Below are 24,484 nucleotides of genomic sequence, written 5' to 3' on the forward strand. Positions count from 1 at the left end.
GTCTTCTATAAAAACAATCCAGGGCTGACTATGGGCACTGAAACACTGGCGATCGGAAGTGGGCGAATGTTTCGTTACGCAGTGGGATTGCTATTGCTGTTGGCGGGCGTGACCTTACTGGTTGCCCACGGACTGGAATGGCTGAATCTCGAGCCGAGGCTGTCACGGGCATTGCAGGGCGGTGCGATCTGCGCCCTCGGCACGGCACTTGGCGCTGTGCCGGTGCTGGTGATTCGGCGCATGCCACAGGCACTCAGCGATACCTTGCTGGGTTTTGGCGCCGGGGTGATGCTGGCGGCGACGGCGTTTTCGCTGATCGTGCCGGGCATCGCTGCCGCTGAAAGCCTCGGCCTGACTCCGTGGGGTGCCAGTGGCCTGATCTGCTTCGGCATCATGCTCGGTGCGTTTGGCCTGTATCTGGTTGATCGCAAGGTGTCGGGCGCGTCCCCGGAAATGCTCGTCGGCACCGTCGAGCATCCGGTGATTCCGCCACGGATCTGGCTGTTCGTGTTCGCCATCATTGCCCATAACATTCCTGAAGGCATGGCCGTTGGCGTTTCTGCTGGCGGCGGCATGCCGGATGCGGACAGTCTGGCCATGGGCATCGCTTTACAGGATGTGCCGGAAGGTCTGGTGATTGCGCTGGTCCTGGCCGGGGCGGGGATGTCGAGGGTCAAGGCGTTTCTGATCGGCGCGGCTTCAGGTCTGGTTGAGCCGGTGTTTGCGCTGCTGTGTGCCTGGCTGGTCAGTCTGGCGCAGGTGTTGTTGCCTTTAGGGCTGGCGCTGGCGGCAGGGGCGATGTTGCTGGTGGTGACCCATGAAGTGATTCCCGAGTCGAGACGCCATGGTCATGACAAGCTGGCCAGTCTTGGTTTGTTGATCGGGTTTTGTTTGATGATGGTAATGGATACGGCGCTGGGCTGAATGAAGGTGAAGAGGGAGCAAGCTCCCTCATTGGCGGATCAACCGCCTTCATCGAAGTAGTTGTTGATCAGCTCCACCAAGGCATCCATGGCCTCCTCAGCCTGTTCACCTTCGGTGCTCAAATGGATTTTGGTGCCCTTGCCGGCCGCGAGCATCATCATCGCCATGATGCTTTTACCGTCCACTGCTGTCTCGGGCGTGCGACCGACTCTAATCGTCGTCTCCGGAAACTTGCCGGCCACGCCGACAAATTTAGCCGATGCCCGGGCATGCAGACCCAATTTGTTGATGATTTCGATTTCACGAGCAGGCATCGCGGAGTGAATCCTTTAAGTGAGGTCGCGGTGGCGAACCTGGACGTTCTTCAGGGTTTTCTGCAGGGCCTGACCCAGGCGTTCGGTCAGGTAGACAGAGCGGTGATGTCCGCCGGTGCAGCCAATGGCAATGGTGACGTAGGCGCGGTTGCTGGCGGCGAAGCGCGGCAGCCACTTGTGCAGGTAGGCGAAGATGTCCTGATACATTTCTTCGACATCCGGCTGTTCCGCCAGATATTCGGCCACCGGCGCATCGAGGCCTGACTGCGCGCGGAGTTCCGGTTTCCAGTATGGATTTGGCAGGCAGCGCACATCGAAAACCAGATCGGCATCAACCGGCATGCCGCGCTTGAAGCCAAATGACTCGACCAGAAACGCCGTGCCCGGCTCCGGCTGATTCAGCAGGCGCAGCTTGATGGAATCGCGCAACTGATACAGGTTGAGGTTGGTGGTGTTGATCTTCAGGTCAGCGAGATCGGCGATCGGGCCGAGCAGGGCGGTTTCATCCTGAATCGCCTCGGCCAGCGAGCGATTGGCATTGCTCAGCGGATGACGACGACGGGTCTCGGAAAACCGCTTGAGCAGGGTTTCCTCGTCAGCGTCCAGGTACAGCACATCGCACTGGATATGCTTGCTTCTGGCGTCTTCAAGCAATTCGGGGAAGCGTGACAGGTGACTTGGCAAGTTGCGCGCATCGATCGACACGGCCACCAGCGGTTGCGCCAATTCAGTGTGAATCAGGGCGCGCTCGGCCAGCTCCGGCAGCAATCCCGCCGGCAAGTTGTCGATGCAGTAGTAACCGTTGTCCTCAAGGACGTTCAGGGCGGTACTTTTGCCCGAGCCCGAACGGCCACTGACGATGATCAAACGCATGATTAATGCCCGTTCTGCTCGTCCAGTACGACCTGGTACAAGGCTTCGCTGCTCGGGGCGCTGCGCAGTTTATCGCGTACTTCCTTGCGATCGAGCATGCTGGCGATCTGACGCAACAATTCCAGGTGCGCATCGGTTGCGGCTTCCGGGACCAGCAAAACAAACAGCAGGTCCACCGGCGCGCCGTCGATGGCGTCGAAATCGATAGGGGCTTCAAGGTGCAACAGCGCGCTGATGGGCGACTGGCAACCCTTGAGGCGGCAGTGAGGAATGGCGATGCCGTTGCCAAAACCGGTAGAACCGAGTTTTTCACGGGCAATCAACGCCTCGAAGACATCTTGCATCGCCAGAACCGGCACTTCGCGATGGATCAGGTTGGCAATCTGTTCGAGGGCTTTTTTCTTGCTGCCGCCCGGCGCGTTCACTTGGGAACGGCCGGGGGTCAGGATGGTTTCAAGTCGGATCATGGATTAGGGATGTTAACGACCGGTTGCGCCCTGAAGGAGGCTCTGGGTCTTTTCCTTATGCTTTTTGAGTTGGCGATCCAGCTTGTCGGTCAGTGAGTCGATCGCAGCATACATATCAGTATCTTCTGCGTTGGCGACCACTTCGCTGCCGGGTATATGCAAGGTGGCTTCGATTTTCTGCTTCAGCTTTTCGACGCACATCGTGACTTGCACGTTGGTGATCTTGTCGAAATGTCGCTCCAGTCGTTGGAGTTTTTCCTCGATATAGGAACGCAGAGGTTGGGTCACTTCCAGTTGGTGTCCACTGATGTTGACTTGCATACAGCTTCTCCTTCGTTGCCAGTGCATAAAGCGGCAGGCTGGATAGCCTGCCACTGGAACGCTGTAACGTGGCTTACATCAACCGCTTGCGTTCGCTCGAAGGCGCGATCCCTAAGGATTCGCGGTACTTGGCGACGGTGCGGCGAGCCACCTGAATGCCTTGTGCCTCCAGTAAACCAGCGATCTTGCTGTCACTCAACGGCTTTTTCTGATTTTCCGCTGCAACCAGTTTTTTGATGATCGCGCGGATCGCTGTGGACGAGCATTCGCCGCCTTCGGAGGTGCTGACGTGGCTGGAGAAAAAGTATTTCAACTCATAAATACCGCGCGGGGTATGCATGAATTTCTGCGTGGTCACCCGGGAAATCGTTGATTCGTGCATGCCGACCGCTTCGGCGATGTCATGCAGGACCAACGGCTTCATGGCTTCGTCGCCGTACTCCAGAAAACCGCGCTGATGCTCGACGATCTGGGTGGCAACTTTCATCAGGGTTTCGTTGCGGCTTTGCAGGCTCTTGATGAACCAGCGAGCCTCCTGCAACTGATTGCGCATGAACGTGTTGTCGGCACTGGTGTCGGCGCGACGGACGAAACCGGCGTACTGGGCGTTGACGCGCAGGCGTGGCACCGACTCCTGGTTCAACTCGACCAGCCAGCGCTCATTGTCCTTGCGCACGATGACGTCAGGCACAACGTATTCGGCTTCGGTGGATTCGATCTGCGAACCTGGACGCGGATTCAGGCTTTGTACCAGTTCGATCACCTGACGCAGTTCGTCTTCCTTGAGCTTCATGCGCCGCATCAACTGGCTGTAGTCGCGACTACCCAGCAGGTCGATGTAATCGCTGACCAGACGTTTCGCTTCAGCCAGCCAAGGCGTCTTGGCCGACAATTGGCGTAATTGCAGCAGCAGGCATTCGCCGAGGTTGCGCGCGCCGATCCCGGCCGGCTCGAACTGTTGAATGCGGTGCAGGACGGCTTCGATTTCGTCCAGTTCGATGTCCAGTTCCGGGTCGAACGCCTCAAGAATTTCTTCGAGGGTTTCGTCCAGGTAGCCCTGATTGTTGATGCAATCGATCAGGGTCACGGCGATCAGGCGATCGGTGTCGGACATCGGTGCGAGGTTCAGTTGCCACAGCAGGTGGCTTTGCAGACTCTCGCCGGCAGAGGTGCGAGTGGTGAAGTCCCATTCGTCATCATCGCTGCTGGGCAGGCTGCTGGCGCTGGTCTGGTAAACGTCTTCCCACGCGGTATCGACGGGAAGTTCGTTGGGGATACGCTCGCTCCAGTCACCTTCCTCAAGGTTGTCCACCGTCGGGGCGGTTTCCTGATAGGAGGGTTCCTGGATTTCGGTATTGGGCTTTTGTTCGGCGTTGTCGGCCATGGGGTCGGAATTGTCGAAGTCGTCGCCTTCTTCCTGGCGTTCGAGCATCGGATTGGATTCCAGCGCCTCCTGGATTTCCTGTTGCAGATCCAGGGTCGACAATTGGAGCAGGCGGATGGCCTGTTGCAGCTGCGGTGTCATCGTCAGCTGCTGGCCCATTCTCAAGACTAGCGATGGTTTCATGGCAGGGGCTTAACACCTTATTCGCCGGCGCTATGCGCCATCCACTACAGGGCGCCGAAGCGCCAAACTTAAGCAAATTATATGCCTGAAACTGAAGTGTTTGCCTAGAGCGCTGTAACAATTAAAGCGTATTAATTCCTGCTTGAATCGATACAGCGCCCCGGCGGCGCACCGGGCACTGTCGCGCTTACAGGCGGAACTCGTGACCCAGATACACTTCCTTGACCAGATCGTTGGCCAGGATGGTTTCTGCGTCGCCTTCAGCGATCAGTTGACCATCGTTGACGATGTAAGCGGTTTCGCAGATGTCCAGTGTCTCTCGAACGTTGTGGTCGGTGATCAATACACCGATACCTTTGGCCTTGAGGTGGTGGATGATCTGCTTGATGTCGCCGACCGAAATCGGGTCGACACCGGCGAACGGTTCGTCGAGCAGGATGAATTTCGGTGCCGTTGCCAGCGCGCGAGCGATTTCCACCCGGCGGCGTTCACCACCGGACAGGCTCATGCCAAGGTTGTCGCGGATGTGGCTGATGTGGAATTCCTGCAGCAGGCTTTCCAGCTCTTTGCGGCGACCGGCCTTGTCGAGCTCCTGACGGGTCTCGAGGATAGCCATGATGTTGTCGGCCACCGACAGTTTGCGGAAGATCGACGCTTCTTGCGGCAGATAGCCGATGCCAGCCTTTGCACGGCCGTGCATTGGCTGATGGCTGACGTCCAGATCATCGATCAGTACGCGGCCCTGATCGGCCTGTACCAGGCCGACGATCATGTAGAAGCACGTGGTCTTGCCGGCACCGTTCGGGCCGAGCAGACCGACGATCTGGCCGCTGTCGATCGACAGGCTGACGTCACGCACGACCTGGCGGCTTTTATAGGCCTTGGCCAGGTGCTGAGCTTTCAGAGTTGCCATTACTGGGTTTTCTCGTCGGTTTTCTTCTTCGGCTGGATCACCATGTCGATGCGCGGACGCGCCTCGGTGACCTTGCTGCCGGTAGCGCGACCGGCGCTGGCCAGTTTCTTCACGGTGTCATAGACGATTTTCTCGCCCTGAGTAACGTTGCCGTCTTTGTCGACGACCTTGGCCTTATCGATCAGTACGACGCGGTTTTGCTGGGCGTGGTATTGAATCGTCACGCCGTAGCCTTGAACCGGTTTGGTGTCGCCCTGGGTTTGCAACTGCTCGAAGTAAGCGAGGTTGCCCACGGAGGTCACTACGTCGATATCGCCATTCGGCGCGCGAGTCATGGTGACGGTGTTGCCTTTAACGATCATCGAACCCTGGGTGATGATTACATCACCCTTATAGGTGGCAATGCCGTTCTTGTCATCCAGTTGGGCGTCGTCGGCCTGAATGCGGATAGGTTGCTGCTGATCGTTCGGCAGAGCCCAGGCGCTCACGCTTCCCAGTGCTGCGCCCAGACTGAGCAAAATAGGGAGGGTTTTAACGAGCCTCATACTGTCCTCTTACGTTCGATAGCAGGTGTATCCTGCTTTCCTTCAGGTACGCTTTCATTCCAACGCCAGTCGATACACCGCCAGCGCCGTCGATTCTAACGGGTTGCTCGGTCTGCGCATATTCCTGCTGCGGGAACACGGTCATGCGAGTGGAAGTGATCAGGATGTCACGCTTCTTTTCATCGGTGCGCGCAACGCGTACCGAGTCGATCAGTTCGACTTCGGTGCCGCCTGAGTTCACTTCGCCGCGCTCACTGGTCACGTGCCACGGAAATTCCGTTCCGCGATACATGTTCAGGTCGGGTTTGGTCACGAGCGTGACATCGGTTGCCTTCACGTGCTCGGCTTTTTCGGACGTCATTTCATACTGCACCTTGCCATCCGGCAGGTATTGCAGGGTATGCGTGTTGGTTGCATACCAGTCGATAGGCGTCTCCACCGAGGTGACCGGAGGTTTGTCGAGAAAACGTTCCGGGCTGATATTCCAATAGCCGACCGCTGCGAAAATCGCAGCGATGCAGCCGAACAGCAGGAAGTTACGAAATTTTTTGCTGAACATGGCTTGGCTCACAGGTACGCGGCGTTGGCCGCATCGAGGCGGCCTTGGGCGCGCAGGATCAATTCGCAGAATTCGCGGGCGGCGCCTTCACCACCACGGGCGCGGGTAACGCCATGGGCGTGTTCGCGGACGAAGTCGGCAGCGTTGGCCACGGCCATGCCCAGGCCTACACGGCGAATCACCGGCAGGTCAGGCAGGTCGTCACCGAGATAGGCGACCTGTTCATAGCTTAGGCCCAGTTGCTCCAGCAGGCCGTCGAGAACGACCAATTTGTCTTCGCGTCCCTGAAACAGGTGCGGGATGCCCAGGTTTTTGGCGCGGCGTTCCACCACGGGCGTCTTGCGGCCACTGATGATGGCGGTCTGCACACCGGCGTTCATCAGCATCTTGATGCCCTGACCGTCGAGGGTGTTGAAGGTCTTGAATTCGCTGCCGTCTTCAAGGAAGTACAGGCGCCCGTCGGTGAGAACGCCGTCGACGTCGAAAACCGCCAGTTTGATCGCTTTGCCGCGTTGCAGCAGATCGTTGTTCATTACATCACTCCTGCGCGCAGCAGATCGGAGAGGTTGAAGGCGCCGACCGGGCGATCATCTTCATCCACAACAACCAGTGCGTTGATTCGGTGGTCTTCCATGATTTTCAGGGCTTCGGCGGCCAGCATTTCCGGCCGGGCAGTCTTGCCGTGGGCCGTCATCACCTGGTCGATGGTGGCGCTGCGAATGTCGATGCTGCGGTCCAGGGTGCGGCGCAAGTCGCCGTCAGTGAAGATCCCGGCGAGTTTGCCATCGGCTTCAAGGATCACGGTCATGCCCAGCCCCTTGCGGGTCATTTCCATCAGCGCATCCTTGAGCAGCGTGCCGCGCTGTACTTGCGGCAACTCCTGACCGGCATGCATGACGTTTTCCACTTTCAGCAACAGGCGACGGCCAAGGGCGCCACCCGGATGAGAAAAGGCGAAGTCTTCGGCAGTGAAACCGCGCGCTTCCAGCAGTGCGACCGCCAGCGCGTCGCCCATGACCAGTGCTGCGGTGGTCGAGGAGGTCGGCGCCAGGTTCAGCGGGCAGGCTTCATGCTCGACGTGAACGTTGAGGTTGACCTCGGCAGCCTTGGCCAGCGGCGATTGCGGGTTGCCGGTGACGCTGATCAGCTGGATGCCCAGGCGTTTGATCAGTGGCAGCAGGGTGACGATTTCGTTGGTCGAGCCGGAGTTCGACAGGGCGAGGATCACATCATCGCGAGTGATCATGCCCATGTCGCCATGACTGGCTTCGGCCGGGTGGACGAAGAAAGCCGGGGTGCCGGTGCTGGCCAGGGTCGCGGCAATCTTGTTGCCGATGTGCCCGGATTTGCCCATGCCGACCACGACTACACGGCCTTTACTGGCCAGAATCATCTCGCAAGCGCGTACGAAATCGGCGTCGATATGGGGCAACAAGCCTTGTACGGCTTCCACTTCGAGTTGGATGGTGCGTTGTGCCGATTGAATCAGGTCGCTGGATTGGCTCATGTCAGAAATCGTATAGCCCGATGAAAAGGCGGCGATTATAGCGGTTATGTTGCAAAGCCTCACGCTAGTTCGTCGTGCTTTGTCATTACTCGTTACCAAAACCCGGTAAAAGAGCCTGCGCACCTGTCATATCGCCGAACTCAGGCTGGTACAAGCCTTGGGCGCTTCGCCTTTGCAGTGATATAGTTCGCCGCCAGTTCGGCCTGCCCGGGATGTACGTACTTTTCAAGTAAAGACAGGCGTCCGAGTGAGAGGCTGCATCGCAAGGAGTTTAGATGAGTGCCGATAACGCCTACGCGGTCGAGCTGAAGGGAGTCTCCTTCAAGCGCGGTGCGCGCAGCATTTTCAATAACGTCGATATTCGCATACCGCGCGGCAAGGTCACCGGCATCATGGGGCCTTCCGGGTGTGGCAAGACCACGCTGCTGCGATTGATGGGCGCACAATTGCGTCCTGCCAGCGGCGAAGTCTGGGTCAACGGCCAGAATCTGCCTGCGCTTTCGCGCAGCGATCTGTTCGATGCGCGAAAGCACATGGGTGTGCTGTTTCAAAGCGGCGCGCTGTTCACCGATCTCGATGTGTTCGAGAACGTGGCTTTCCCCCTGCGTGTTCATACCGATTTGCCGGAAGAAATGATCCGCGACATCGTCCTGCTCAAATTGCAGGCGGTCGGCCTGCGCGGTGCCATCGAGTTGATGCCGGATGAGCTGTCCGGTGGCATGAAGCGCCGCGTTGCACTGGCGCGGGCGATTGCGCTCGATCCGCAGATTCTCATGTACGACGAACCGTTCGTCGGGCAGGACCCGATCGCCATGGGCGTGCTGGTCCGTCTGATCCGTCTGCTCAATGATGCGCTGGGGATCACCAGTATCGTGGTGTCCCACGATCTGGCTGAAACCGCGAGCATCGCCGACTACATCTATGTGGTCGGTGATGGTCAGGTGCTGGGGCAGGGTACGCCGGACGAGTTGATGAACTCGGACGAGCCGCGGATCCGTCAGTTCATGACCGGCGATCCCGATGGCCCGGTGCCGTACCATTTTCCAGCGACGGATTACCGCGCAGATCTTCTGGGGAAGCGCTGATGCGCAGAATTTCATTAATAGAACGCGTGCGCCGGTTCGGCGAGGCGGCGATCGACGCCATCGCGGTGTTCGGTCGTGCAACGCTGTTCCTGTTTCATGCCTTGCTGGGGCGAGGCGGGATCAGCGGCGGTTTCAGTCTGCTGGTCAAGCAGTTGCATTCAGTCGGCGTCATGTCGCTGGTGATCATCGTCGTTTCCGGGATTTTCATCGGCATGGTGCTGGCGCTGCAGGGTTTCAGCATTCTGTCGAGCTACGGTTCGGAGCAGGCGGTGGGGCAGATGGTTGCACTGACCCTGTTGCGTGAGCTGGGTCCGGTGGTGACTGCGCTGTTGTTCGCCGGTCGTGCCGGTTCGGCACTGACCGCAGAGATCGGCAACATGAAGTCCACCGAACAGCTTTCCAGCCTGGAAATGATCGGCGTCGATCCGCTCAAATATATTATTGCCCCGCGCCTGTGGGCCGGCTTCATTTCCCTGCCGGTGCTGGCGATGATCTTCAGCGTGGTGGGCATCTGGGGCGGTTCGTGGGTGGCTGTCGACTGGCTGGGTGTGTATGAAGGCTCTTACTGGGCGAACATGCAGAACAGCGTGAACTTCACCAGTGACGTGCTCAATGGCGTGATCAAAAGCATCGTTTTCGCCTTTGTAGTGACCTGGATCGCCGTATTCCAAGGCTATGACTGTGAGCCCACTTCCGAGGGCATCAGTCGCGCCACCACCAAGACTGTAGTGTTTGCCTCGCTGGCAGTGCTCGGCCTGGACTTTATTCTGACCGCTTTGATGTTTGGAGATTTCTGATGCAAAACCGCACCCTGGAAATCGGTGTCGGCCTGTTCCTGCTGGCAGGGATCCTGGCTTTGTTGCTGCTTGCTTTGCGGGTCAGTGGTCTGTCTCCGACGTCGACCACTGACACCTATAAACTGTATGCCTACTTTGACAATATCGCCGGTTTGACGGTCAGAGCCAAAGTGACCATGGCCGGTGTGACCATCGGCAAGGTCACGGCAATCGATCTGGATCGCGACAGCTTCACCGGTCGGGTAACCCTGCAAGTGGATAAAAAGGTCGACAACCTGCCGACCGACTCCACAGCGTCTATCCTGACCGCTGGTCTGCTGGGCGAGAAGTACATCGGTATCAGCGTCGGCGGGGAAGACAAACCGTTGAAGGATGGCGGAACCATCCATGACACGCAGTCGTCACTGGTACTGGAAGACCTGATCGGTAAATTCCTGCTCAATACCGTTAGCAAAGACGCCAAATGAGGAGCTTTTGAATGATCTCTATCTTGCGACGTAGCCTGTTGGTGTTACTGGCGGCCCTGCCGTTGATGGGTAACGCCATGGCTGCTGCGACCTCGGCACATGATCTGGTGCAGGACACAACCACCCGGTTGCTGGCCGACCTGGCTGCCAACAAAGAGAAGTACAAGCAGGATCCGACGGATTTCTACGCGGCGCTCAACAGCATCGTCGGGCCAGTGGTAGACGCCGAAGGCATTTCCAAGAGCATCATGACGGTCAAGTACTCGCGCAAGGCCACGCCTGCGCAGATGCAGACCTTCCAGGAAAACTTCAAGAAAGGCCTGTTCCAGTTCTACGGCAACGCCTTGCTCGAGTACAACAACCAGGGCATTACTGTTGATCCGGCCAAGGACGAATCGGGCGATCGCACCAGCGTCAACATGACCGTCAAGGGCAGCAGCGGCGCAATCTATCCTGTGCAGTACACGCTGGAGAAGATCAACGGTGAGTGGAAACTGCGCAACGTGATCATCAACGGCATCAACATCGGCAAGCTGTTCCGTGATCAGTTCGCTGATGCCATGCAGCGCAATGGCAACGATCTGGACAAGACCATCAATGGTTGGGCCGGGGAAGTGGCCAAGGCCAAAGAAGCCACCGAAAAGAACCCCGCGCAATGAATGAGGCCGCAGTTCGTATGAGCGATGTCGACGAGCTTCTGCTTAGCGGGGTGCTGGACTATCGCACCGGCGCAGACCTGCGCAAGCAAGGTCAGGCGTTGATCAAGTCCAGCAAAGCCTCTTCGCTGGTGATCGATTGCTCGGCGGTGAAGAAGTCCAGCAGCGTCGGCTTGTCGTTGCTACTGTGCTTCATGCGCGATGCCATCGCGGCCGGCAAGGCTGTGAGCATCCGTGCGATGCCCGAAGACATGCGCGAAATTGCTCAGGTCAGTGAGCTGACCGAACTGTTGGCGCACCCCTGAACCCACATCTATAAAGAAGCCCCCCGTCAGAGTCCTGCCATGCGGGGTTCGCAGGCGCGGGGCTTTTTTGTATGATGTCCGACCCGTGCGCACAGGGCGCCGATTGAGGTTGAGCATGCAGGCCGTAGAAGTGAAGAGCTTCCTTGAAGGAAAGCTGCCCGGAACGTTGGTAGAAGTTGAGGGCGAAGGCTGCAATTTCCAGCTGAACGTGATTAGCGATGAACTGGCGGCGTTGAGCCCGGTGAAGCGTCAGCAGCAGATCTATGCCCATTTGAACCCATGGATCACCGATGGCAGCATCCATGCGGTCACTATGAAATTTTTCAGCAGCGCGGCCTGGGCCGAGCGCACCTGAGCCTAAGGGCGTCGAGATTCTTATGGATAAATTGATTATTACCGGTGGCGCTCGTCTTGATGGCGAGATCCGCATTTCCGGGGCAAAGAACTCTGCCCTGCCGATCCTGGCTGCCACCCTGCTGTGCGATGGCCCGGTGACCGTTGGCAACCTGCCGCACCTGCACGACATCACCACCATGATCGAGCTGTTCGGTCGCATGGGCATTGAGCCGGTTATCGACGAGAAGCTCAGCGTCGAAATCGACCCGCGCACCATCAAGACCCTGATCGCGCCGTACGAACTGGTGAAAACCATGCGTGCGTCGATCCTGGTACTGGGCCCGATGGTTGCCCGCTTCGGTGAAGCCGAAGTTGCACTGCCTGGCGGTTGCGCCATCGGTTCGCGTCCGGTCGACCTGCACATCCGTGGCCTCGAAGCCATGGGCGCGGTGATCGACGTCGAAGGCGGCTACATCAAGGCCAAGGCGCCTGAAGGTGGCCTGCGCGGTGCACACTTCTTCTTCGATACCGTCAGTGTGACCGGTACCGAGAACATCATGATGGCCGCTGCTCTGGCCAAGGGCCGCAGCGTGTTGCAGAACGCCGCTCGCGAACCTGAAGTGGTTGACCTGGCGAACTTCCTCAATGCCATGGGCGCCAAGGTTTCCGGCGCTGGTACCGACACCATCACCATCGATGGCGTCGAGCGTCTGGGTTCGGCTTTCTACAAGGTCATGCCTGACCGTATCGAAACCGGCACCTACCTTGTTGCCGCTGCCGTGACCGGCGGCCGCGTCAAGGTCAAGGACACTGATCCGACCATCCTTGAAGCCGTTCTGGAAAAACTCCGTGAAGCCGGTGCAGAAATCACCTGCGGTGAAGACTGGATCGAGCTGAACATGCACGGCAAGCGTCCGAAAGCAGTCAACGTGCGCACCGCGCCGTACCCTGCATTCCCGACCGACATGCAGGCGCAGTTCATCTCGCTCAACGCCATTGCCGAAGGCACCGGTGCGGTGATCGAGACGATCTTCGAAAACCGTTTCATGCACGTCTATGAGCTGCACCGCATGGGCGCCAAGATCCAGGTCGAAGGCAACACTGCCATCGTTACCGGTACTGAAGTCCTGAAGGGCGCGCCAGTGATGGCCACCGACCTGCGTGCTTCGGCCAGCCTGGTGATCTCCGCACTGGTTGCCGAAGGCGACACACTGATCGACCGCATCTACCACATTGACCGTGGTTACGAGTGCATCGAAGAAAAACTGCAGATGCTGGGCGCCAAGATCCGTCGCGTTCCGGGCTGATTGCTGCATTGGGACACAGGGACGTGTCCACTGATTTTAAGAGTCGAGCCGGTTTCCGGCTCGATGTGTGTCCGGCGCCGATTGCGACCGGACATGAGTACCTTGATAAGGACTGACGTTTCCCATGTTGACCATCGCACTGTCCAAGGGCCGCATCCTTGACGACACCCTGCCGCTTCTCGCCGAAGCGGGCATCGTGCCGACCGAGAATCCGGACAAGAGCCGCAAGCTGATCATCCCCACGACGCAAGACGACGTTCGTCTGCTGATCGTGCGTGCCACCGATGTGCCGACTTACGTCGAGCATGGCGCGGCTGACCTCGGCGTTGCCGGTAAAGACGTGCTGATGGAATACACCGGCCAGGGCCTGTACGAGCCGCTGGATCTGCAGATCGCCCAGTGCAAGCTGATGACCGCCGGCAAGATCGGCGCGCCCGAGCCCAAGGGCCGTCTGCGCGTGGCGACCAAGTTCGTCAATGTCGCCAAGCGCTACTACGCCGAGCAGGGCCGTCAGGTCGACATCATCAAGCTCTACGGCTCGATGGAGCTGGCGCCGCTGATCGGTCTGGCGGACAAGATCATTGACGTGGTCGACACCGGCAACACCCTGCGCGCCAACGGTCTGGAACCTCAGGAACTGATCGCCACGATCAGCTCGCGCCTGGTCGTCAATAAAGCTTCGATGAAAATGCAACACGCCCGAATCCAGGCGTTGATCGATACCCTGCGCAACGCAGTGGAATCGCGACACCGCGGCTGATTTACCTGCGCGTCCCCAGGTCGCGCCGTCTATCCGCCTCATAGCCAGAATTCTCAGGTGCCCAAGCGGATCGAATGATAGTTTCGGGCGCCTGAGTTTTTGCCATTCCTATGAGGCTCTCGCTATGACCGCACCGACTGCAATTCGCCGACTCAACGCTGCTGACCCGGATTTCGCGCATCATCTGGATCATTTGCTGAGCTGGGAAAGTGTGTCTGACGACTCGGTCAATCAGCGGGTGCTGGACATCATCAAGGCTGTGCGTGAACGCGGTGACGCAGCGCTGGTCGAGTTCACCCAGAAGTTTGATGGCCTCGAAGTCGCGTCGATGGCCGACCTGATCCTGCCGCGCGAGCGCTTGGAACTGGCGCTGACCCGCATCACCGTGCCACAGCGCGAAGCGTTGGAAAAAGCCGCCGCTCGCGTGCGCAGCTACCACGAAAAACAGAAGCAGGATTCCTGGAGCTATACCGAGGCTGACGGCACTGTGCTGGGCCAGAAAGTCACGCCGCTGGATCGCGCTGGCCTGTACGTGCCGGGCGGCAAGGCGTCGTACCCGTCGTCGGTGTTGATGAACGCGATTCCGGCCAAAGTGGCGGGCGTGACCGAAGTGGTCATGGTCGTACCGACCCCGCGCGGTGAAATCAACGAGCTGGTGCTGGCGGCCGCGTGCATTGCGGGTGTCGACCGGGTGTTCACCATCGGCGGCGCGCAAGCCGTTGCGGCGCTGGCCTATGGCACCGAAAGCGTGCCGAAAGTCGACAAAGTCGTTGGCCCAGGCAACATCTATGTCGCCACTGCCAAGCGCCACGTCTTCGGTCAGGTTGGCATCGACATGATCGCCGGCCCTTCGGAAATCCTCGTGGTGTGCGACGGCCAGACCGATCCGGACTGGATCGCCATGGACCTGTTCTCGCAAGCCGAGCACGACGAAGACGCGCAGGCAATTCTGGTCAGCCCGGATGCCGAGTTCCTCGACAAGGTCGCCGCGAGCATCGATAAACTGCTGCCGACCATGGACCGCGCGACCATCATCGAAACTTCGATCAATGGCCGTGGTGCGCTGATTCACGTGAAGGACATGGCCCAAGCCATCGAAGTCGCCAACCGCATCGCCCCGGAACACTTGGAGCTGTCGGTGGCTGACCCACAGGCCTGGCTGCCGCAGATCCGCCACGCTGGCGCGATCTTCATGGGCCGCCACACCTCCGAAGCGCTGGGCGATTACTGCGCAGGCCCGAACCACGTACTGCCGACTTCGGGCACCGCGCGGTTCTCCTCGCCGCTGGGCGTGTACGACTTCCAGAAGCGCTCGTCGATCATCTTTTGCTCCGAGGCCGGTGCTTCCGAGCTGGGTAAGACTGCATCGGTACTGGCCCGTGGTGAATCCCTGAGCGCACACGCGCGCAGCGCCGAATACCGCATCAAAGACGAAGACTTTCTAAAAGGGCAGGGGAACTGAGCGATGAGTAAATTCTGGAGCCCGTTCGTCAAGGATCTGGTGCCCTACGTGCCGGGCGAACAACCGAAGCTGACCAGACTGGTCAAGCTCAACACCAACGAAAACCCCTACGGCCCTTCGCCAAAGGCGCTGGCGGCGATGCAGGTTGAACTGAATGACAACCTGCGTCTGTACCCGGACCCGAACAGTGATCTGCTGAAAACGGCTGTTGCCAACTACTACGGTGTGCAGAGTAATCAGGTGTTCCTCGGCAACGGTTCGGACGAAGTGCTCGCGCACATTTTCCATGGTTTGCTGCAACACGATCAGCCGCTACTGTTTCCGGACATCAGCTACAGCTTCTATCCGGTGTACTGCGGTTTGTACGGCATCAAATACGACGCGGTGCCGCTGGATGCACAGTTCCAGATCGACCCGGCGGACTACGCCAAGCCGAACGGCGGGATCATTTTTCCGAATCCGAACGCGCCAACCGGTTGCCTGCTGGCGCTGGAAGCGGTCGAACAGATCCTCAAGGCCAGCCCGGATTCGGTGGTGGTGGTTGACGAGGCATACATCGACTTTGGCGGCGAAACGGCGATTACTCTGGTGGACCGTTATCCGAACTTGCTGGTGACGCAAACCCTGTCCAAGTCGCGTTCGCTGGCGGGTTTGCGCGTTGGTCTGGCGGTTGGGCATCCCGATCTGATCGAGGCACTGGAGCGGATCAAGAACAGTTTCAACTCTTATCCGCTCGATCGTCTGGCGATTGTCGGTGCAACTGCAGCGTTCGAAGATCGCGAGCATTTCGACAAGACCTGCCGTCTGGTGATCGAGAGCCGTGAGTGGGTGATCGCGCAGTTGCAGGCCAAGGGGTTTGAAGTGCTGCCATCGGCGGCGAACTTCATTTTCGCCCGGCATCCGCAGCATGATGCGGCAGGGCTGGCGGCCAAGCTGCGTGAGCAGGGTGTGATCGTGCGGCACTTCAAGCAGGAGCGGATTGCGCAGTTCCTGCGGATTTCGATTGGTACGCCGGAGCAGAATCAGGCGCTGATTGATGGGCTTGGCGACCTCTAAAAGCAAAAGCCCCTCACCCTAGCCCTCTCCCGGAGGGAGAGGGGACTAAATGGGGGATGCTGTTGAACTGCACCGACCTGATGCTGCTTTACCGAATCCATAATCGACTCGGTCTTTCAGGCCGATGTACCTCACAAGACAACTCGGTCGGCCCCCTCTCCCTCCGGGAGAGGGCTGGGCGGGCGGCGTTTCCGATGAGGGTCTGCTCTTACTCGTGATGCGGTTCGCCAAGGAATGTCAGTGAGGTAAATAAGCCGCGGCTATCCACATCAACACTGCCCTTCACCGGCACCTCAACCTGTGCCGCAATCACATTCAACCCTTCATTCCTCACCAATACCTGCGCCCGCCCATCCTTGTCAGTCTCTGTGCTCAACGTGTTCGGCGCGCTGCGATAGTCGCCAATCAACTTCACCCCGGCCGCCGGTTTGCCATCGAGCAACACCCGCACCGGCAATGATTTGCCCGGCCCTACGGTCAGCGGATCAACCTCCGGCAAAATCAGCAACTTGATCTGATCGAGCTTGGGCAACTTCGCCCCCGGCTGATAAATCGCCAGACTGTATTTAAACGTCTCGGTTGCCTCGACAGCGCCTGGCACTTTGCTGCGACCTTCGTTTATCCACTTCTTGTCCGCCGTCTGTGACCACATGCCATTGTTCAATGCCACCGCCATCACCGCCGGCGACTTCAAAGGTTTCAGGCGAGCATGATCTGCCAGGCGCTCGACGCTGACCGGAATCATCTTGCCGGCAACGTCGTAAGCCCAGGCACCTCTGATCTTCTGCGCTTTGAACGCGTTGTCCTCGGCGCCATGACCGTAGACCACTTCGATATTGCCGCGACGCTCTTCGGTCCATAGGCCATGGGCCGAGACTTGGCCGGCGAACAGCGCGGCGATCAGTACAAGGGTTTTGCCGTATTGCATGGTGACGTCCTATTACAGGTTGAGTGTCAGGCTGACGGTGAAGTTGCGCGGCTCGCCGGGGTTGACCCAGTAGTTGCTGTAGGAGCGCTCGTAATATTTTTCGTCGAAAAGGTTATTCAGATTGAGGCCGACGGTGACCTTTTCGCTGGCCTTGTAATGCGCGAGCAGGTCGACGGTGTGATACGCCGGTAGTTCGAAGTCGCTGCCGGACTCTCCCGAGCGGTCACCGACATAGGTGAACGCAGCGCCAACGTCCGAGCCGCGTAAATGGCCATCCTGAAACTCATAAACCCCGAGCAGGCTGCCGCTGCGTTTGGCCACGCCGAGGATGCGACTGCCGGCGGGAATCACCGCGTCACCCTTGGTCACTTCGGCGTCGATGTAGGCAAAGGCGCCGATGACACGTACAGCGTCGGTGACCTGTCCGGTGACTTGCAGGTCGAAACCACGACTGCGCGCCTTGCCCATCGCCCGGCTGGTGTCGGTGGCCGGGTCGAGGGCGAGGACGTTTTCCTTGTCGATGTGGAAGAAGGCGAGGGTGCTGCTCAGGCGCTCATCGAACAGTTCGTTCTTGATGCCGACTTCGTAACCGACGCCTTCTTCGGGATCGAAGGATTTGCCGGAGGCGTCGAGGCCGTTGTTCGGTTTGAATGAGGTCGAGGCGTTGGCGAACAGGCCGGTGTTCAGCGTCAGTTGATAGAGCAGGCCGGCGCGCTGCGTGAGGGCGTCGTGGCGTTGGTTGTTTGTGGCGTTGCGACTGTGGTCGTCGATGCGCTGATCGAAATGCTCGAAACGCGCACCGATCATCCCGCGCAGTTTGTCGCTGAAGATAATCTGATCCTGCAGGTTCAGTGCATGACTTTCGACGTGTTCGAAAAAGTCGCTGCCCGAGCGCGCGCCGTTGGGTTTTGGCTGACCGTAGATCGGTTTATAGATGTCGATGGCGTACGGGCCGCCAGCAATCGTAGTGACGCGTTCGTTCTTGCGGAAGTTTTCGTACTCGGTGCCGATCAGCAGTTCATGCTGCCAAGGACCGAGGTCGAACAGACCGCGCAGTTCCAGTTGGGTGATGCTGTCGTGCCAACTTGTATCGCGTTCGCGCAAGCGACGGTTGACGGTGTGGCCGTCGGCGTTCAGCGCCCGTTGTTCCGAGGCGTCGCCCCAGAGCTTGCCTTCCTTGTAATGGCTGGCCAGACGCAGCTTCCAGCTGTCATTGAGGTGATGTTCGAGGGTCGCCTGCAGCAGGTTGTTGTGGTTGTCGATGTTGCCGTCGTTGGGTTCGCCGAGGAAGGTCGAGCGCGACACGCCGCTCCATTTGTTGTTCGGCGCGACAATGCCGCGATCGAACGTGGAGCTGTGGCGGACGATTTCGCTTTCCACCAACAGCGATGTGTCCGGGTTCAATTGCCAACTGATCGAAGGCGCGACGAACACGCGCTGGCTGTCTACGTGATCGCGGAAGCTGTGGTTGTCCTCGACCGCGAGGTTGATCCGCGACAGCACATCGCCTTGCTCATCGAGTGGCGTGTTGACGTCCAGCGCGGTGCGATAGCGGTCCCAACTGCCGGCGCTGGTTTGCAACGTGGTGAAGGCTTCGGGCTGCGGTTTCTTGATGACGATGTTCACCGTGCCGCCGGGGTCGCCTCGGCCATAGAGGCTGGCGGCCGGGCCTTTGAGCACTTCGATGCGCTCGATGTTGGCCGCGTCGGGTGTGCTCGGGTAGCCGCGATTGGCGCTGAAACCGTCCTTGTAGAACTCCGAGGTGGTGAAGCCGCGCACGCTGTATTCGTAAAGCGTAAGACCGCCGAAATTGTTCTGCTTCGACACACCACCGGCGAAATCCAGCGCACGCTCAACGCTGCTGCTACCCAGATCCTTGAGCACGCTGGCCGGTACGACGCTGATCGCTTGCGGGATATCACGGATTGCCGTGTCGGTTTTGGTCGCGCTGGACGAGCGTGTGGCGCGGTAGCCCTTGACCGGGCCGGTCGGCGATTCGTAGTCGGAGATGACGCTGATGGCGTCGAGTTCGAGAGGTTTGGGTTCTTCGGCGAACGCTGGATCGACCAGCAAACCGAGGCTCAGGCCGAGCAGAGAAGCCTTTGTTCGAGACGACATGTTATGTTGTTCCAATTCTTAGAATTGAAACAATATAACATGCCTGTTGAGAATGTCTTTTATTCGCGCGGTAAGCGCGAAGAAAGTTTTATTCTTCTTTTTCTTTCACCGGCGCCGGTGGCGGACGCAGGCCGATTTCAGCGGTGAGCTTGATCTCTTTGCCGTTGCGCATCACCTGAATCGTCACTTTGTCGGTCGGTTTGATCCGTGCGACCTGGTTCATCGAACGACGGCCATCGCCCGCAGGCTCGCCATCGATGCTCAAAATCACGTCGCCCAATTGCAAGCCAGCCTTCTGTGCCGGACCATCGCGGAAGATCCCCGCCACGACAATCCCCGGACGCCCGGACAAACCGAACGACTCAGCCAGTTCCTGAGTCAGCGGTTGCACCTCAATGCCGAGCCAGCCGCGAATCACCTGACCGTGTTCGATGATCGACTTCATCACTTCCATCGCCAGTTTCACCGGGATCGCGAAGCCGATGCCTTGCGAACCGCCGGACTTGGAGAAGATCGCCGTGTTGATGCCGGTCAGGTTGCCGTTGGCATCGACCAGCGCGCCGCCGGAGTTGCCCGGGTTGATCGCCGCGTCGGTCTGGATAAAGTCTTCGTAGTTGTTCAGCCCCAACTGATTACGCCCGGTGGCGCTGATGATGCCCATGGTCACGGTCTGGCCGACGCCAAACGGGTTACCGATGGCCAGTGCAACGTCGCCGATGCGGATGTTGTCGGAGCGGCCGACGGTGATCGCCGGCAGGGTTTTCAGGTCGATCTTCAATACGGCCAGGTCGGTTTCCGGATCGCTGCCAATCACCCGGGCGAGGGTTTCGCGGCCATCCTTCAGGGCGACCACAATCTGATCGGCACCGCTGGTGACGTGGTTGTTGGTCAGGATGTAGCCTTCCGGGCTCATGATCACGCCGGAACCGAGGCTCGATTCCATGCGTTTTTGCTTCGGCGAGTTGTCACCGAAGAAACGGCGAAACTGCGGATCCTCAAACAGCGGATGCGCCGGTTTGTTGATGACTTTGGTGGTGTAGAGGTTGACCACCGAAGGTGCGGCGATTGTCACCGCGTCGGCATAGGACACCGGCCCCTGCTGCACGTTGGTGGTTTGCGGAGCCTGTTGCAGGTTGACGTCGAGGCTCGGCAACCCGACCCACTGCGGGTAACGCTGAATAATCAACAGAGCGATAAGCACACCGGCCAACAACGGCCAGCCGAAAAAACGCAGCGCCTTGAGCATTAAGCACGTCCTGGAAAAGTTGCAGGCGGGGTCAGACCGCCCATAATGTCGCGCATTATACGAGGCCGCGCGCGCCTCTGAACGGGATATTTAGGAGTCTTTCATGGCCGTTGCCCTCAGCACCCTCGTCGAAGAAGCCGACCGTTACCTTGGCAGTGCGAAAATTGCCGATTATTGCCCCAATGGCTTGCAGGTCGAGGGCCGTCCTCAGGTGATGCGTATCGTCAGCGGCGTCACGGCCAGCCAGGCGTTGCTGGACGCTGCCGTTGAGGCCGGGGCTGATCTGGTGCTGGTGCATCACGGTTACTTCTGGAAGGGTGAGAACCCCTGCATCACCGGCATGAAACAGCGTCGACTGAAGACGTTGCTCAAGCACGATATCAGTCTGCTCGCTTACCACTTGCCGCTGGATTTGCATCCCGATGTCGGCAATAACGTGCAACTGGCGCGTCAACTGGACATCACTGTGGAAGGCCCGCTGGATCCGGACAATCTTAAAGTCGTTGGTCTGGTCGGATCTTTGAAAGAGCCGATGACGGCACGCGATTTCGCCCGCAAGGTGCAAGAAGTCATGGGCCGCGAACCGTTGCTGATTGAAGGTAATCCGATGATCCGTCGAGTCGGCTGGTGCACTGGCGGCGGCCAAGGCTACATCGATCAAGCCGTCGCCGCAGGCGTCGATCTGTACCTGAGCGGTGAAGCGTCCGAGCAGACCTTCCACAGCGCCCGCGAGAACGACATCAGCTTCATCGCCGCCGGCCACCACGCCACCGAACGCTACGGCGTACAGGCATTGGGTGACTATCTGGCGAAACGCTTTGCCGTTGAACATATCTTCATCGACTGCCCGAACCCGATCTGAATCCACCACAAATTCCTGTGGGAGCGAGCCTGCTCGCGAAGGCGTCAGACTTTCAATACAAAGGTGCCTGACACACCGCTTTCGCGAGCAGGCTCGCTCCCACAAGGGAACTGCTCGGCCGAACTGGCAGGCATATTCATATACCCTTTCGATCTAGTTGGCGTCCTGATTAGAAGAGGCCGCTGTGCTAGGATTTCCCGCTCGAACACGGCCCGCTGGCCGTTCATAAGAAAGTTTTCGTGAGTAGCCATGGTCGACAAACTGACGCATCTGAAACAGCTGGAGGCGGAAAGCATCCACATCATCCGCGAGGTGGCCGCCGAGTTCGATAACCCGGTGATGCTGTACTCCATCGGTAAAGACTCCGCCGTGATGCTGCACCTGGCACGCAAGGCGTTCTTCCCGGGCAAACTGCCGTTTCCGGTGATGCACGTCGACACCCGCTGGAAATTCCAGGAGATGTACAAGTTCCGCGACAAGATGGTCGAAGAACTGGGCCTGGACCTGATCACCCACATCAACCCGGACGGCGTGGCGCAGAACATCAACCCGTTCACCCACGGCAGCGCCAAGCACACCGACATCATGAAAACCGAAGGCCTGAAACAGGCACTCGACAAGCATGGTTTCGACGCAGCGTTCGGCGGCGCCCGTCGCGATGAAGAGAAATCCCGCGCCAAAGAGCGCGTGTACTCGTTCCGCGACAGCAAGCACCGCTGGGACCCGAAAAATCAGCGCCCGGAGCTGTGGAACGTCTACAACGGCAAGGTCAACAAGGGCGAATCCATCCGTGTGTTCCCGTTGTCGAACTGGACCGAGCTGGACATCTGGCAGTACATCTATCTCGAAGGCATCCCGATTGTGCCGCTGTACTTCGCCGCCGAACGCGAAGTGATCGAGAAGAACGGCACGCTGATCATGATCGACGACGAGCGCATCCTCGAGCACCTGTCCGATGAAGACAAAGCGCGCATCGTCAAAAAGAAAGTGCGTTTCCGTACCCTTGGCTGCTACCCGTTGACGGGCGCGGTGGAGTCCGAGGCCGAAAGCCTGACGGACATCATTCAGGAAATGCTCCTGACGCGAACTTCCGAGCGCCAGGGCCGTGTCATCGACCACGATGGCGCCGGCTCGATGGAAGATAAAAAACGTCAAGGCTATTTCTAAGGGGCTGTCATGTCGCATGTTTCTGATTTGATCAGCGAGGACATCCTCGCCTACCTGGGCCAGCACGAACGTAAAGAGCTGCTGCGCTTTTTGACCTGCGGTAACGTCGATGATGGCAAGAGCACCCTGATCGGGCGCCTGCTGCACGACTCGAAGATGATCTACGAAGATCACCTCGAAGCGATCACCCGCGATTCGAAGAAAGTCGGCACCACCGGTGACGACATCGACCTGGCATTGCTGGTCGACGGCCTGCAGGCCGAGCGCGAGCAGGGCATCACCATCGATGTCGCCTACCGCTATTTCTCCACCGCGAAACGTAAATTCATCATCGCCGACACCCCCGGCCATGAGCAGTACACCCGCAACATGGCCACCGGTGCGTCCACCTGTGACCTGGCGATCATTCTGGTCGACGCGCGTTACGGCGTGCAGACCCAGACCCGTCGCCACAGCTTTATCGCCTCCCTGCTGGGGATCAAGCACATCGTCGTTGCCATCAACAAGATGGACCTGAAAGACTTCGATGAAGGCGTGTTCGAGTCGATCAAGGCCGACTACCTGAAGTTCGCCGAAGGCTTGAAGATGAAGCCGACCAGCATGCACTTCGTGCCGATGTCTGCCCTCAAGGGCGACAACGTGGTGAACAAGTCCGAGCGCTCGCCTTGGTACACCGGCCAGTCGCTGATGGAAATCCTCGAGACCGTGGAAGTCGCGGGCGATCGCAACTTCACCGATCTGCGTTTCCCGGTGCAGTACGTCAACCGTCCGAACCTGAACTTCCGTGGTTTCGCCGGCACGCTGGCCAGCGGCATCGTGCACAAAGGCGACGAAGTCGTGGTGCTGCCGTCGGGCAAGAGCAGCCGCGTGAAATCCATCGTCACTTTCGAAGGTGAGCTGGAGCACGCCGGTCCAGGTCAGGCCGTAACGCTGACCATGGAAGACGAAATCGACATCTCCCGTGGCGACCTGCTGGTGCATGCCGACAACGTGCCGCCGGTTACCGACAGCTTCGAAGCGATGCTGGTGTGGATGGCTGAAGAGCCGATGCTGCCGGGCAAGAAATACGACATCAAACGCGCCACCAGTTACGTGCCGGGCTCGATCGCCAGCATCGTCAACAAGGTCGACGTGAACACCCTTGAAGAAGGCCCGGCGAGCGCGTTGCAGCTCAACGAAATCGGCAAGGTGAAGATCGCGCTCGACGCGCCGATCGCCCTCGACGGTTACGAAAGCAACCGCACCACCGGCGCGTTCATTGTCATCGACCGCTTGACCAACGGCACCGTTGGCGCCGGCATGATCGTCGCCCAACCAGTGACCCATGGCACTGCCACGCACCACGGCAAACTGGCGCACGTTGCCACTGAAGAGCGCGCTCAGCGTTTCGGCCAGCAACCGGCCACCGTGCTGTTCAGCGGTCTGTCGGGCGCGGGCAAGAGCACGCTGGCCTACGCGGTCGAGCGCAAGCTGTTCGACCTGGGCCGTGCGGTGTTTGTGCTGGATGGTCAGAACCTGCGCCACGACCTCAACAAAGGTCTGCCACAGGATCGCGCCGGGCGTACCGAGAACTGGCGTCGTGCCGCGCATGTTGCGCGTCAGTTCAACGAAGCCGGTCTGCTGACCCTGGCCGCGTTCGTTGCGCCTAGCGCCGAAGGCCGCGAGCAGGCCAAAGACCTGATCGGCAAGGATCGTCTGCTGACGGTTTATGTACAGGCTTCGCCGGCCGTGTGCGCCGAGCGTGATCCGCAAGGTCTGTACGCTGCGGGTGGCGACAACATCCCGGGCGAATCCTTCCCGTACGACGTGCCGCTGAATGCCGACCTGGTGATCGACACGCAGACGTTGAGTCTGGAAGAAAGCGTCAAGCAAGTGCTGGATCTGCTGCGCAAGCGTGGCGCGATCTAAGACAGAAGCAGCTGCAAGCTTCTAGCTTCAAGAA

General features: G+C 59.1%; 27 protein-coding genes. 14 read left to right on the plus strand and 13 right to left on the minus strand.

Going from position 1 to position 24,484, the window contains the following annotated elements; translation table 11 throughout:
• The first annotated feature begins 30 nt into the window (after nt 1-30).
• Nucleotides 31-924 (plus strand): ZIP family metal transporter, encoded by an 894-nt coding sequence (locus ACRRSD_RS19720; RefSeq protein ID WP_435034834.1) that lies wholly within the window; start codon nt 31-33, stop codon nt 922-924.
• A gap of 38 nt (nt 925-962) precedes the next feature.
• Here ACRRSD_RS19720 and ACRRSD_RS19725 read toward each other — a convergent pair whose 3' ends face one another.
• The 10 genes from ACRRSD_RS19725 to ACRRSD_RS19770 all read right to left on the minus strand — a co-directional run bounded on the left by ACRRSD_RS19725 (nt 963) and on the right by ACRRSD_RS19770 (nt 7,990).
• Complete coding sequence (locus ACRRSD_RS19725; protein WP_252875611.1) at nt 963-1,238, minus strand: HPr family phosphocarrier protein; 276 nt, start codon at nt 1,236-1,238, stop codon at nt 963-965.
• Between the two features lie 15 nt (nt 1,239-1,253).
• The gene (gene rapZ, locus ACRRSD_RS19730; RefSeq protein WP_414870804.1) at nt 1,254-2,111 is read right to left on the minus strand and encodes an RNase adapter RapZ; all 858 of its coding nucleotides are present in this window, start codon (nt 2,109-2,111) and stop codon (nt 1,254-1,256) included.
• A 2-nt stretch (nt 2,112-2,113) separates the two neighbouring features.
• Nucleotides 2,114-2,578 carry a PTS IIA-like nitrogen regulatory protein PtsN gene (ptsN, locus tag ACRRSD_RS19735; protein ID WP_435034835.1) on the minus strand — a complete coding sequence of 155 codons (465 nt, stop codon included), beginning with the start codon at nt 2,576-2,578 and terminating at the stop codon, nt 2,114-2,116.
• 12 nt (nt 2,579-2,590) lie between these two features.
• The gene (gene hpf / locus ACRRSD_RS19740; RefSeq protein WP_007912419.1) at nt 2,591-2,899 is read right to left on the minus strand and encodes a ribosome hibernation-promoting factor, HPF/YfiA family; all 309 of its coding nucleotides are present in this window, start codon (nt 2,897-2,899) and stop codon (nt 2,591-2,593) included.
• Between the two features lie 73 nt (nt 2,900-2,972).
• Entirely contained in the window at nt 2,973-4,466 is a 1,494-nt protein-coding gene (locus tag ACRRSD_RS19745) for an RNA polymerase factor sigma-54 (protein WP_435034838.1), read from the minus strand.
• Between the two features lie 187 nt (nt 4,467-4,653).
• A complete protein-coding gene (lptB, locus tag ACRRSD_RS19750) occupies nt 4,654-5,379 on the minus strand; it encodes an LPS export ABC transporter ATP-binding protein (RefSeq protein WP_008085069.1) in 726 nt (241 codons plus the stop codon).
• Nucleotides 5,379-5,924 carry a lipopolysaccharide transport periplasmic protein LptA gene (lptA, locus tag ACRRSD_RS19755; protein ID WP_038357536.1) on the minus strand — a complete coding sequence of 182 codons (546 nt, stop codon included), beginning with the start codon at nt 5,922-5,924 and terminating at the stop codon, nt 5,379-5,381. Before lptA ends, lptB begins: the two co-directional genes overlap by 1 nt.
• Nucleotides 5,911-6,483 (minus strand): LPS export ABC transporter periplasmic protein LptC, encoded by a 573-nt coding sequence (gene lptC / locus ACRRSD_RS19760; RefSeq protein WP_038357537.1) that lies wholly within the window; start codon nt 6,481-6,483, stop codon nt 5,911-5,913. The genes lptA and lptC overlap by 14 nt, the downstream gene beginning before the upstream one ends.
• Nucleotides 6,484-6,491: 8 nt before the next feature.
• Entirely contained in the window at nt 6,492-7,016 is a 525-nt protein-coding gene (locus ACRRSD_RS19765) for a KdsC family phosphatase (RefSeq protein WP_435034840.1), read from the minus strand.
• Nucleotides 7,016-7,990, minus strand: coding sequence for a KpsF/GutQ family sugar-phosphate isomerase (locus ACRRSD_RS19770; protein WP_175555334.1), 975 nt, complete (start codon nt 7,988-7,990; stop codon nt 7,016-7,018). Before ACRRSD_RS19770 ends, ACRRSD_RS19765 begins: the two co-directional genes overlap by 1 nt.
• Nucleotides 7,991-8,265: 275 nt before the next feature.
• Between ACRRSD_RS19770 and ACRRSD_RS19775 the strand changes: the two genes are divergently transcribed.
• The 10 genes from ACRRSD_RS19775 (at nt 8,266) to hisC (ending at nt 16,221) form a co-directional block, all read left to right on the plus strand.
• A complete protein-coding gene (locus ACRRSD_RS19775) occupies nt 8,266-9,075 on the plus strand; it encodes an ATP-binding cassette domain-containing protein (protein WP_007912403.1) in 810 nt (269 codons plus the stop codon).
• Nucleotides 9,075-9,872 (plus strand): lipid asymmetry maintenance ABC transporter permease subunit MlaE, encoded by a 798-nt coding sequence (gene mlaE / locus ACRRSD_RS19780; RefSeq protein WP_435034842.1) that lies wholly within the window; start codon nt 9,075-9,077, stop codon nt 9,870-9,872. Before ACRRSD_RS19775 ends, mlaE begins: the two co-directional genes overlap by 1 nt.
• A complete protein-coding gene (gene mlaD, locus ACRRSD_RS19785) occupies nt 9,872-10,339 on the plus strand; it encodes an outer membrane lipid asymmetry maintenance protein MlaD (protein ID WP_007912400.1) in 468 nt (155 codons plus the stop codon). Before mlaE ends, mlaD begins: the two co-directional genes overlap by 1 nt.
• Nucleotides 10,340-10,350: 11 nt before the next feature.
• Nucleotides 10,351-10,998, plus strand: coding sequence for an MlaC/ttg2D family ABC transporter substrate-binding protein (locus tag ACRRSD_RS19790; protein ID WP_435034843.1), 648 nt, complete (start codon nt 10,351-10,353; stop codon nt 10,996-10,998).
• Complete coding sequence (locus tag ACRRSD_RS19795; RefSeq protein ID WP_435034845.1) at nt 10,995-11,300, plus strand: STAS domain-containing protein; 306 nt, start codon at nt 10,995-10,997, stop codon at nt 11,298-11,300. Before ACRRSD_RS19790 ends, ACRRSD_RS19795 begins: the two co-directional genes overlap by 4 nt.
• 115 nt (nt 11,301-11,415) lie before the next feature.
• Nucleotides 11,416-11,655 (plus strand): BolA family protein, encoded by a 240-nt coding sequence (locus ACRRSD_RS19800; protein ID WP_007912386.1) that lies wholly within the window; start codon nt 11,416-11,418, stop codon nt 11,653-11,655.
• A 22-nt stretch (nt 11,656-11,677) separates the two neighbouring features.
• Nucleotides 11,678-12,943, plus strand: a complete 1,266-nt coding sequence (murA, locus tag ACRRSD_RS19805; protein WP_007912385.1) for a UDP-N-acetylglucosamine 1-carboxyvinyltransferase — start codon at nt 11,678-11,680, stop codon at nt 12,941-12,943.
• A 124-nt stretch (nt 12,944-13,067) separates the two neighbouring features.
• Entirely contained in the window at nt 13,068-13,703 is a 636-nt protein-coding gene (gene hisG, locus ACRRSD_RS19810; protein ID WP_007912384.1) for an ATP phosphoribosyltransferase, read from the plus strand.
• 124 nt (nt 13,704-13,827) lie between these two features.
• Complete coding sequence (gene hisD, locus ACRRSD_RS19815; protein WP_122597946.1) at nt 13,828-15,165, plus strand: histidinol dehydrogenase; 1,338 nt, start codon at nt 13,828-13,830, stop codon at nt 15,163-15,165.
• A gap of 3 nt (nt 15,166-15,168) precedes the next feature.
• Complete coding sequence (gene hisC, locus ACRRSD_RS19820) at nt 15,169-16,221, plus strand: histidinol-phosphate transaminase (RefSeq protein WP_435034848.1); 1,053 nt, start codon at nt 15,169-15,171, stop codon at nt 16,219-16,221.
• Nucleotides 16,222-16,429: 208 nt separating this feature from the next.
• Here the strand turns inward: hisC and ACRRSD_RS19825 are convergent, their stop codons facing one another.
• From ACRRSD_RS19825 to algW, 3 genes are all read right to left on the minus strand, one after another.
• Nucleotides 16,430-17,149 carry a DUF4198 domain-containing protein gene (locus ACRRSD_RS19825; RefSeq protein ID WP_435034850.1) on the minus strand — a complete coding sequence of 240 codons (720 nt, stop codon included), beginning with the start codon at nt 17,147-17,149 and terminating at the stop codon, nt 16,430-16,432.
• A gap of 12 nt (nt 17,150-17,161) precedes the next feature.
• The gene (locus ACRRSD_RS19830; RefSeq protein WP_435034852.1) at nt 17,162-19,267 is read right to left on the minus strand and encodes a TonB-dependent siderophore receptor; all 2,106 of its coding nucleotides are present in this window, start codon (nt 19,265-19,267) and stop codon (nt 17,162-17,164) included.
• An 88-nt stretch (nt 19,268-19,355) separates the two neighbouring features.
• Nucleotides 19,356-20,513 (minus strand): Do family serine endopeptidase AlgW, encoded by a 1,158-nt coding sequence (algW, locus tag ACRRSD_RS19835; RefSeq protein WP_435034854.1) that lies wholly within the window; start codon nt 20,511-20,513, stop codon nt 19,356-19,358.
• A 103-nt stretch (nt 20,514-20,616) separates the two neighbouring features.
• Here algW and ACRRSD_RS19840 point away from each other — a divergent pair, with 103 nt between their 5' ends.
• From ACRRSD_RS19840 to cysN, 3 genes are all read left to right on the plus strand, one after another.
• Complete coding sequence (locus ACRRSD_RS19840) at nt 20,617-21,375, plus strand: Nif3-like dinuclear metal center hexameric protein (protein WP_435034855.1); 759 nt, start codon at nt 20,617-20,619, stop codon at nt 21,373-21,375.
• Between the two features lie 249 nt (nt 21,376-21,624).
• Entirely contained in the window at nt 21,625-22,542 is a 918-nt protein-coding gene (gene cysD / locus ACRRSD_RS19845; RefSeq protein ID WP_007912374.1) for a sulfate adenylyltransferase subunit CysD, read from the plus strand.
• 9 nt (nt 22,543-22,551) lie between these two features.
• Complete coding sequence (gene cysN, locus ACRRSD_RS19850) at nt 22,552-24,450, plus strand: sulfate adenylyltransferase subunit CysN (RefSeq protein WP_435034858.1); 1,899 nt, start codon at nt 22,552-22,554, stop codon at nt 24,448-24,450.
• The last annotated feature ends 34 nt before the right edge of the window (nt 24,451-24,484 follow it).

The organism is Pseudomonas neuropathica (genome assembly GCF_051174785.1).
Taxonomy (GTDB): domain Bacteria; phylum Pseudomonadota; class Gammaproteobacteria; order Pseudomonadales; family Pseudomonadaceae; genus Aquipseudomonas; species Aquipseudomonas neuropathica_A.

Bases quoted from the DNA above. Each gene is read 5' to 3' on its own strand.
- ACRRSD_RS19720 (WP_435034834.1), top strand. From the start codon at position 31: ATGGGCACTGAAACACTGGCGATCGGAAGTGGGCGAATGTTTCGTTAC.
- ACRRSD_RS19725 (WP_252875611.1), bottom strand. From the start codon at position 1,238: ATGCCTGCTCGTGAAATCGAAATCATCAACAAATTGGGTCTGCATGCC.
- rapZ (WP_414870804.1), bottom strand. From the start codon at position 2,111: ATGCGTTTGATCATCGTCAGTGGCCGTTCGGGCTCGGGCAAAAGTACC.
- ptsN (WP_435034835.1), bottom strand. From the start codon at position 2,578: ATGATCCGACTTGAAACCATCCTGACCCCCGGCCGTTCCCAAGTGAAC.
- hpf (WP_007912419.1), bottom strand. From the start codon at position 2,899: ATGCAAGTCAACATCAGTGGACACCAACTGGAAGTGACCCAACCTCTG.
- ACRRSD_RS19745 (WP_435034838.1), bottom strand. From the start codon at position 4,466: ATGAAACCATCGCTAGTCTTGAGAATGGGCCAGCAGCTGACGATGACA.
- lptB (WP_008085069.1), bottom strand. From the start codon at position 5,379: ATGGCAACTCTGAAAGCTCAGCACCTGGCCAAGGCCTATAAAAGCCGC.
- lptA (WP_038357536.1), bottom strand. From the start codon at position 5,924: ATGAGGCTCGTTAAAACCCTCCCTATTTTGCTCAGTCTGGGCGCAGCA.
- lptC (WP_038357537.1), bottom strand. From the start codon at position 6,483: ATGTTCAGCAAAAAATTTCGTAACTTCCTGCTGTTCGGCTGCATCGCT.
- ACRRSD_RS19765 (WP_435034840.1), bottom strand. From the start codon at position 7,016: ATGAACAACGATCTGCTGCAACGCGGCAAAGCGATCAAACTGGCGGTT.
- ACRRSD_RS19770 (WP_175555334.1), bottom strand. From the start codon at position 7,990: ATGAGCCAATCCAGCGACCTGATTCAATCGGCACAACGCACCATCCAA.
- ACRRSD_RS19775 (WP_007912403.1), top strand. From the start codon at position 8,266: ATGAGTGCCGATAACGCCTACGCGGTCGAGCTGAAGGGAGTCTCCTTC.
- mlaE (WP_435034842.1), top strand. From the start codon at position 9,075: ATGCGCAGAATTTCATTAATAGAACGCGTGCGCCGGTTCGGCGAGGCG.
- mlaD (WP_007912400.1), top strand. From the start codon at position 9,872: ATGCAAAACCGCACCCTGGAAATCGGTGTCGGCCTGTTCCTGCTGGCA.
- ACRRSD_RS19790 (WP_435034843.1), top strand. From the start codon at position 10,351: ATGATCTCTATCTTGCGACGTAGCCTGTTGGTGTTACTGGCGGCCCTG.
- ACRRSD_RS19795 (WP_435034845.1), top strand. From the start codon at position 10,995: ATGAATGAGGCCGCAGTTCGTATGAGCGATGTCGACGAGCTTCTGCTT.
- ACRRSD_RS19800 (WP_007912386.1), top strand. From the start codon at position 11,416: ATGCAGGCCGTAGAAGTGAAGAGCTTCCTTGAAGGAAAGCTGCCCGGA.
- murA (WP_007912385.1), top strand. From the start codon at position 11,678: ATGGATAAATTGATTATTACCGGTGGCGCTCGTCTTGATGGCGAGATC.
- hisG (WP_007912384.1), top strand. From the start codon at position 13,068: ATGTTGACCATCGCACTGTCCAAGGGCCGCATCCTTGACGACACCCTG.
- hisD (WP_122597946.1), top strand. From the start codon at position 13,828: ATGACCGCACCGACTGCAATTCGCCGACTCAACGCTGCTGACCCGGAT.
- hisC (WP_435034848.1), top strand. From the start codon at position 15,169: ATGAGTAAATTCTGGAGCCCGTTCGTCAAGGATCTGGTGCCCTACGTG.
- ACRRSD_RS19825 (WP_435034850.1), bottom strand. From the start codon at position 17,149: ATGCAATACGGCAAAACCCTTGTACTGATCGCCGCGCTGTTCGCCGGC.
- ACRRSD_RS19830 (WP_435034852.1), bottom strand. From the start codon at position 19,267: ATGTCGTCTCGAACAAAGGCTTCTCTGCTCGGCCTGAGCCTCGGTTTG.
- algW (WP_435034854.1), bottom strand. From the start codon at position 20,513: ATGCTCAAGGCGCTGCGTTTTTTCGGCTGGCCGTTGTTGGCCGGTGTG.
- ACRRSD_RS19840 (WP_435034855.1), top strand. From the start codon at position 20,617: ATGGCCGTTGCCCTCAGCACCCTCGTCGAAGAAGCCGACCGTTACCTT.
- cysD (WP_007912374.1), top strand. From the start codon at position 21,625: ATGGTCGACAAACTGACGCATCTGAAACAGCTGGAGGCGGAAAGCATC.
- cysN (WP_435034858.1), top strand. From the start codon at position 22,552: ATGTCGCATGTTTCTGATTTGATCAGCGAGGACATCCTCGCCTACCTG.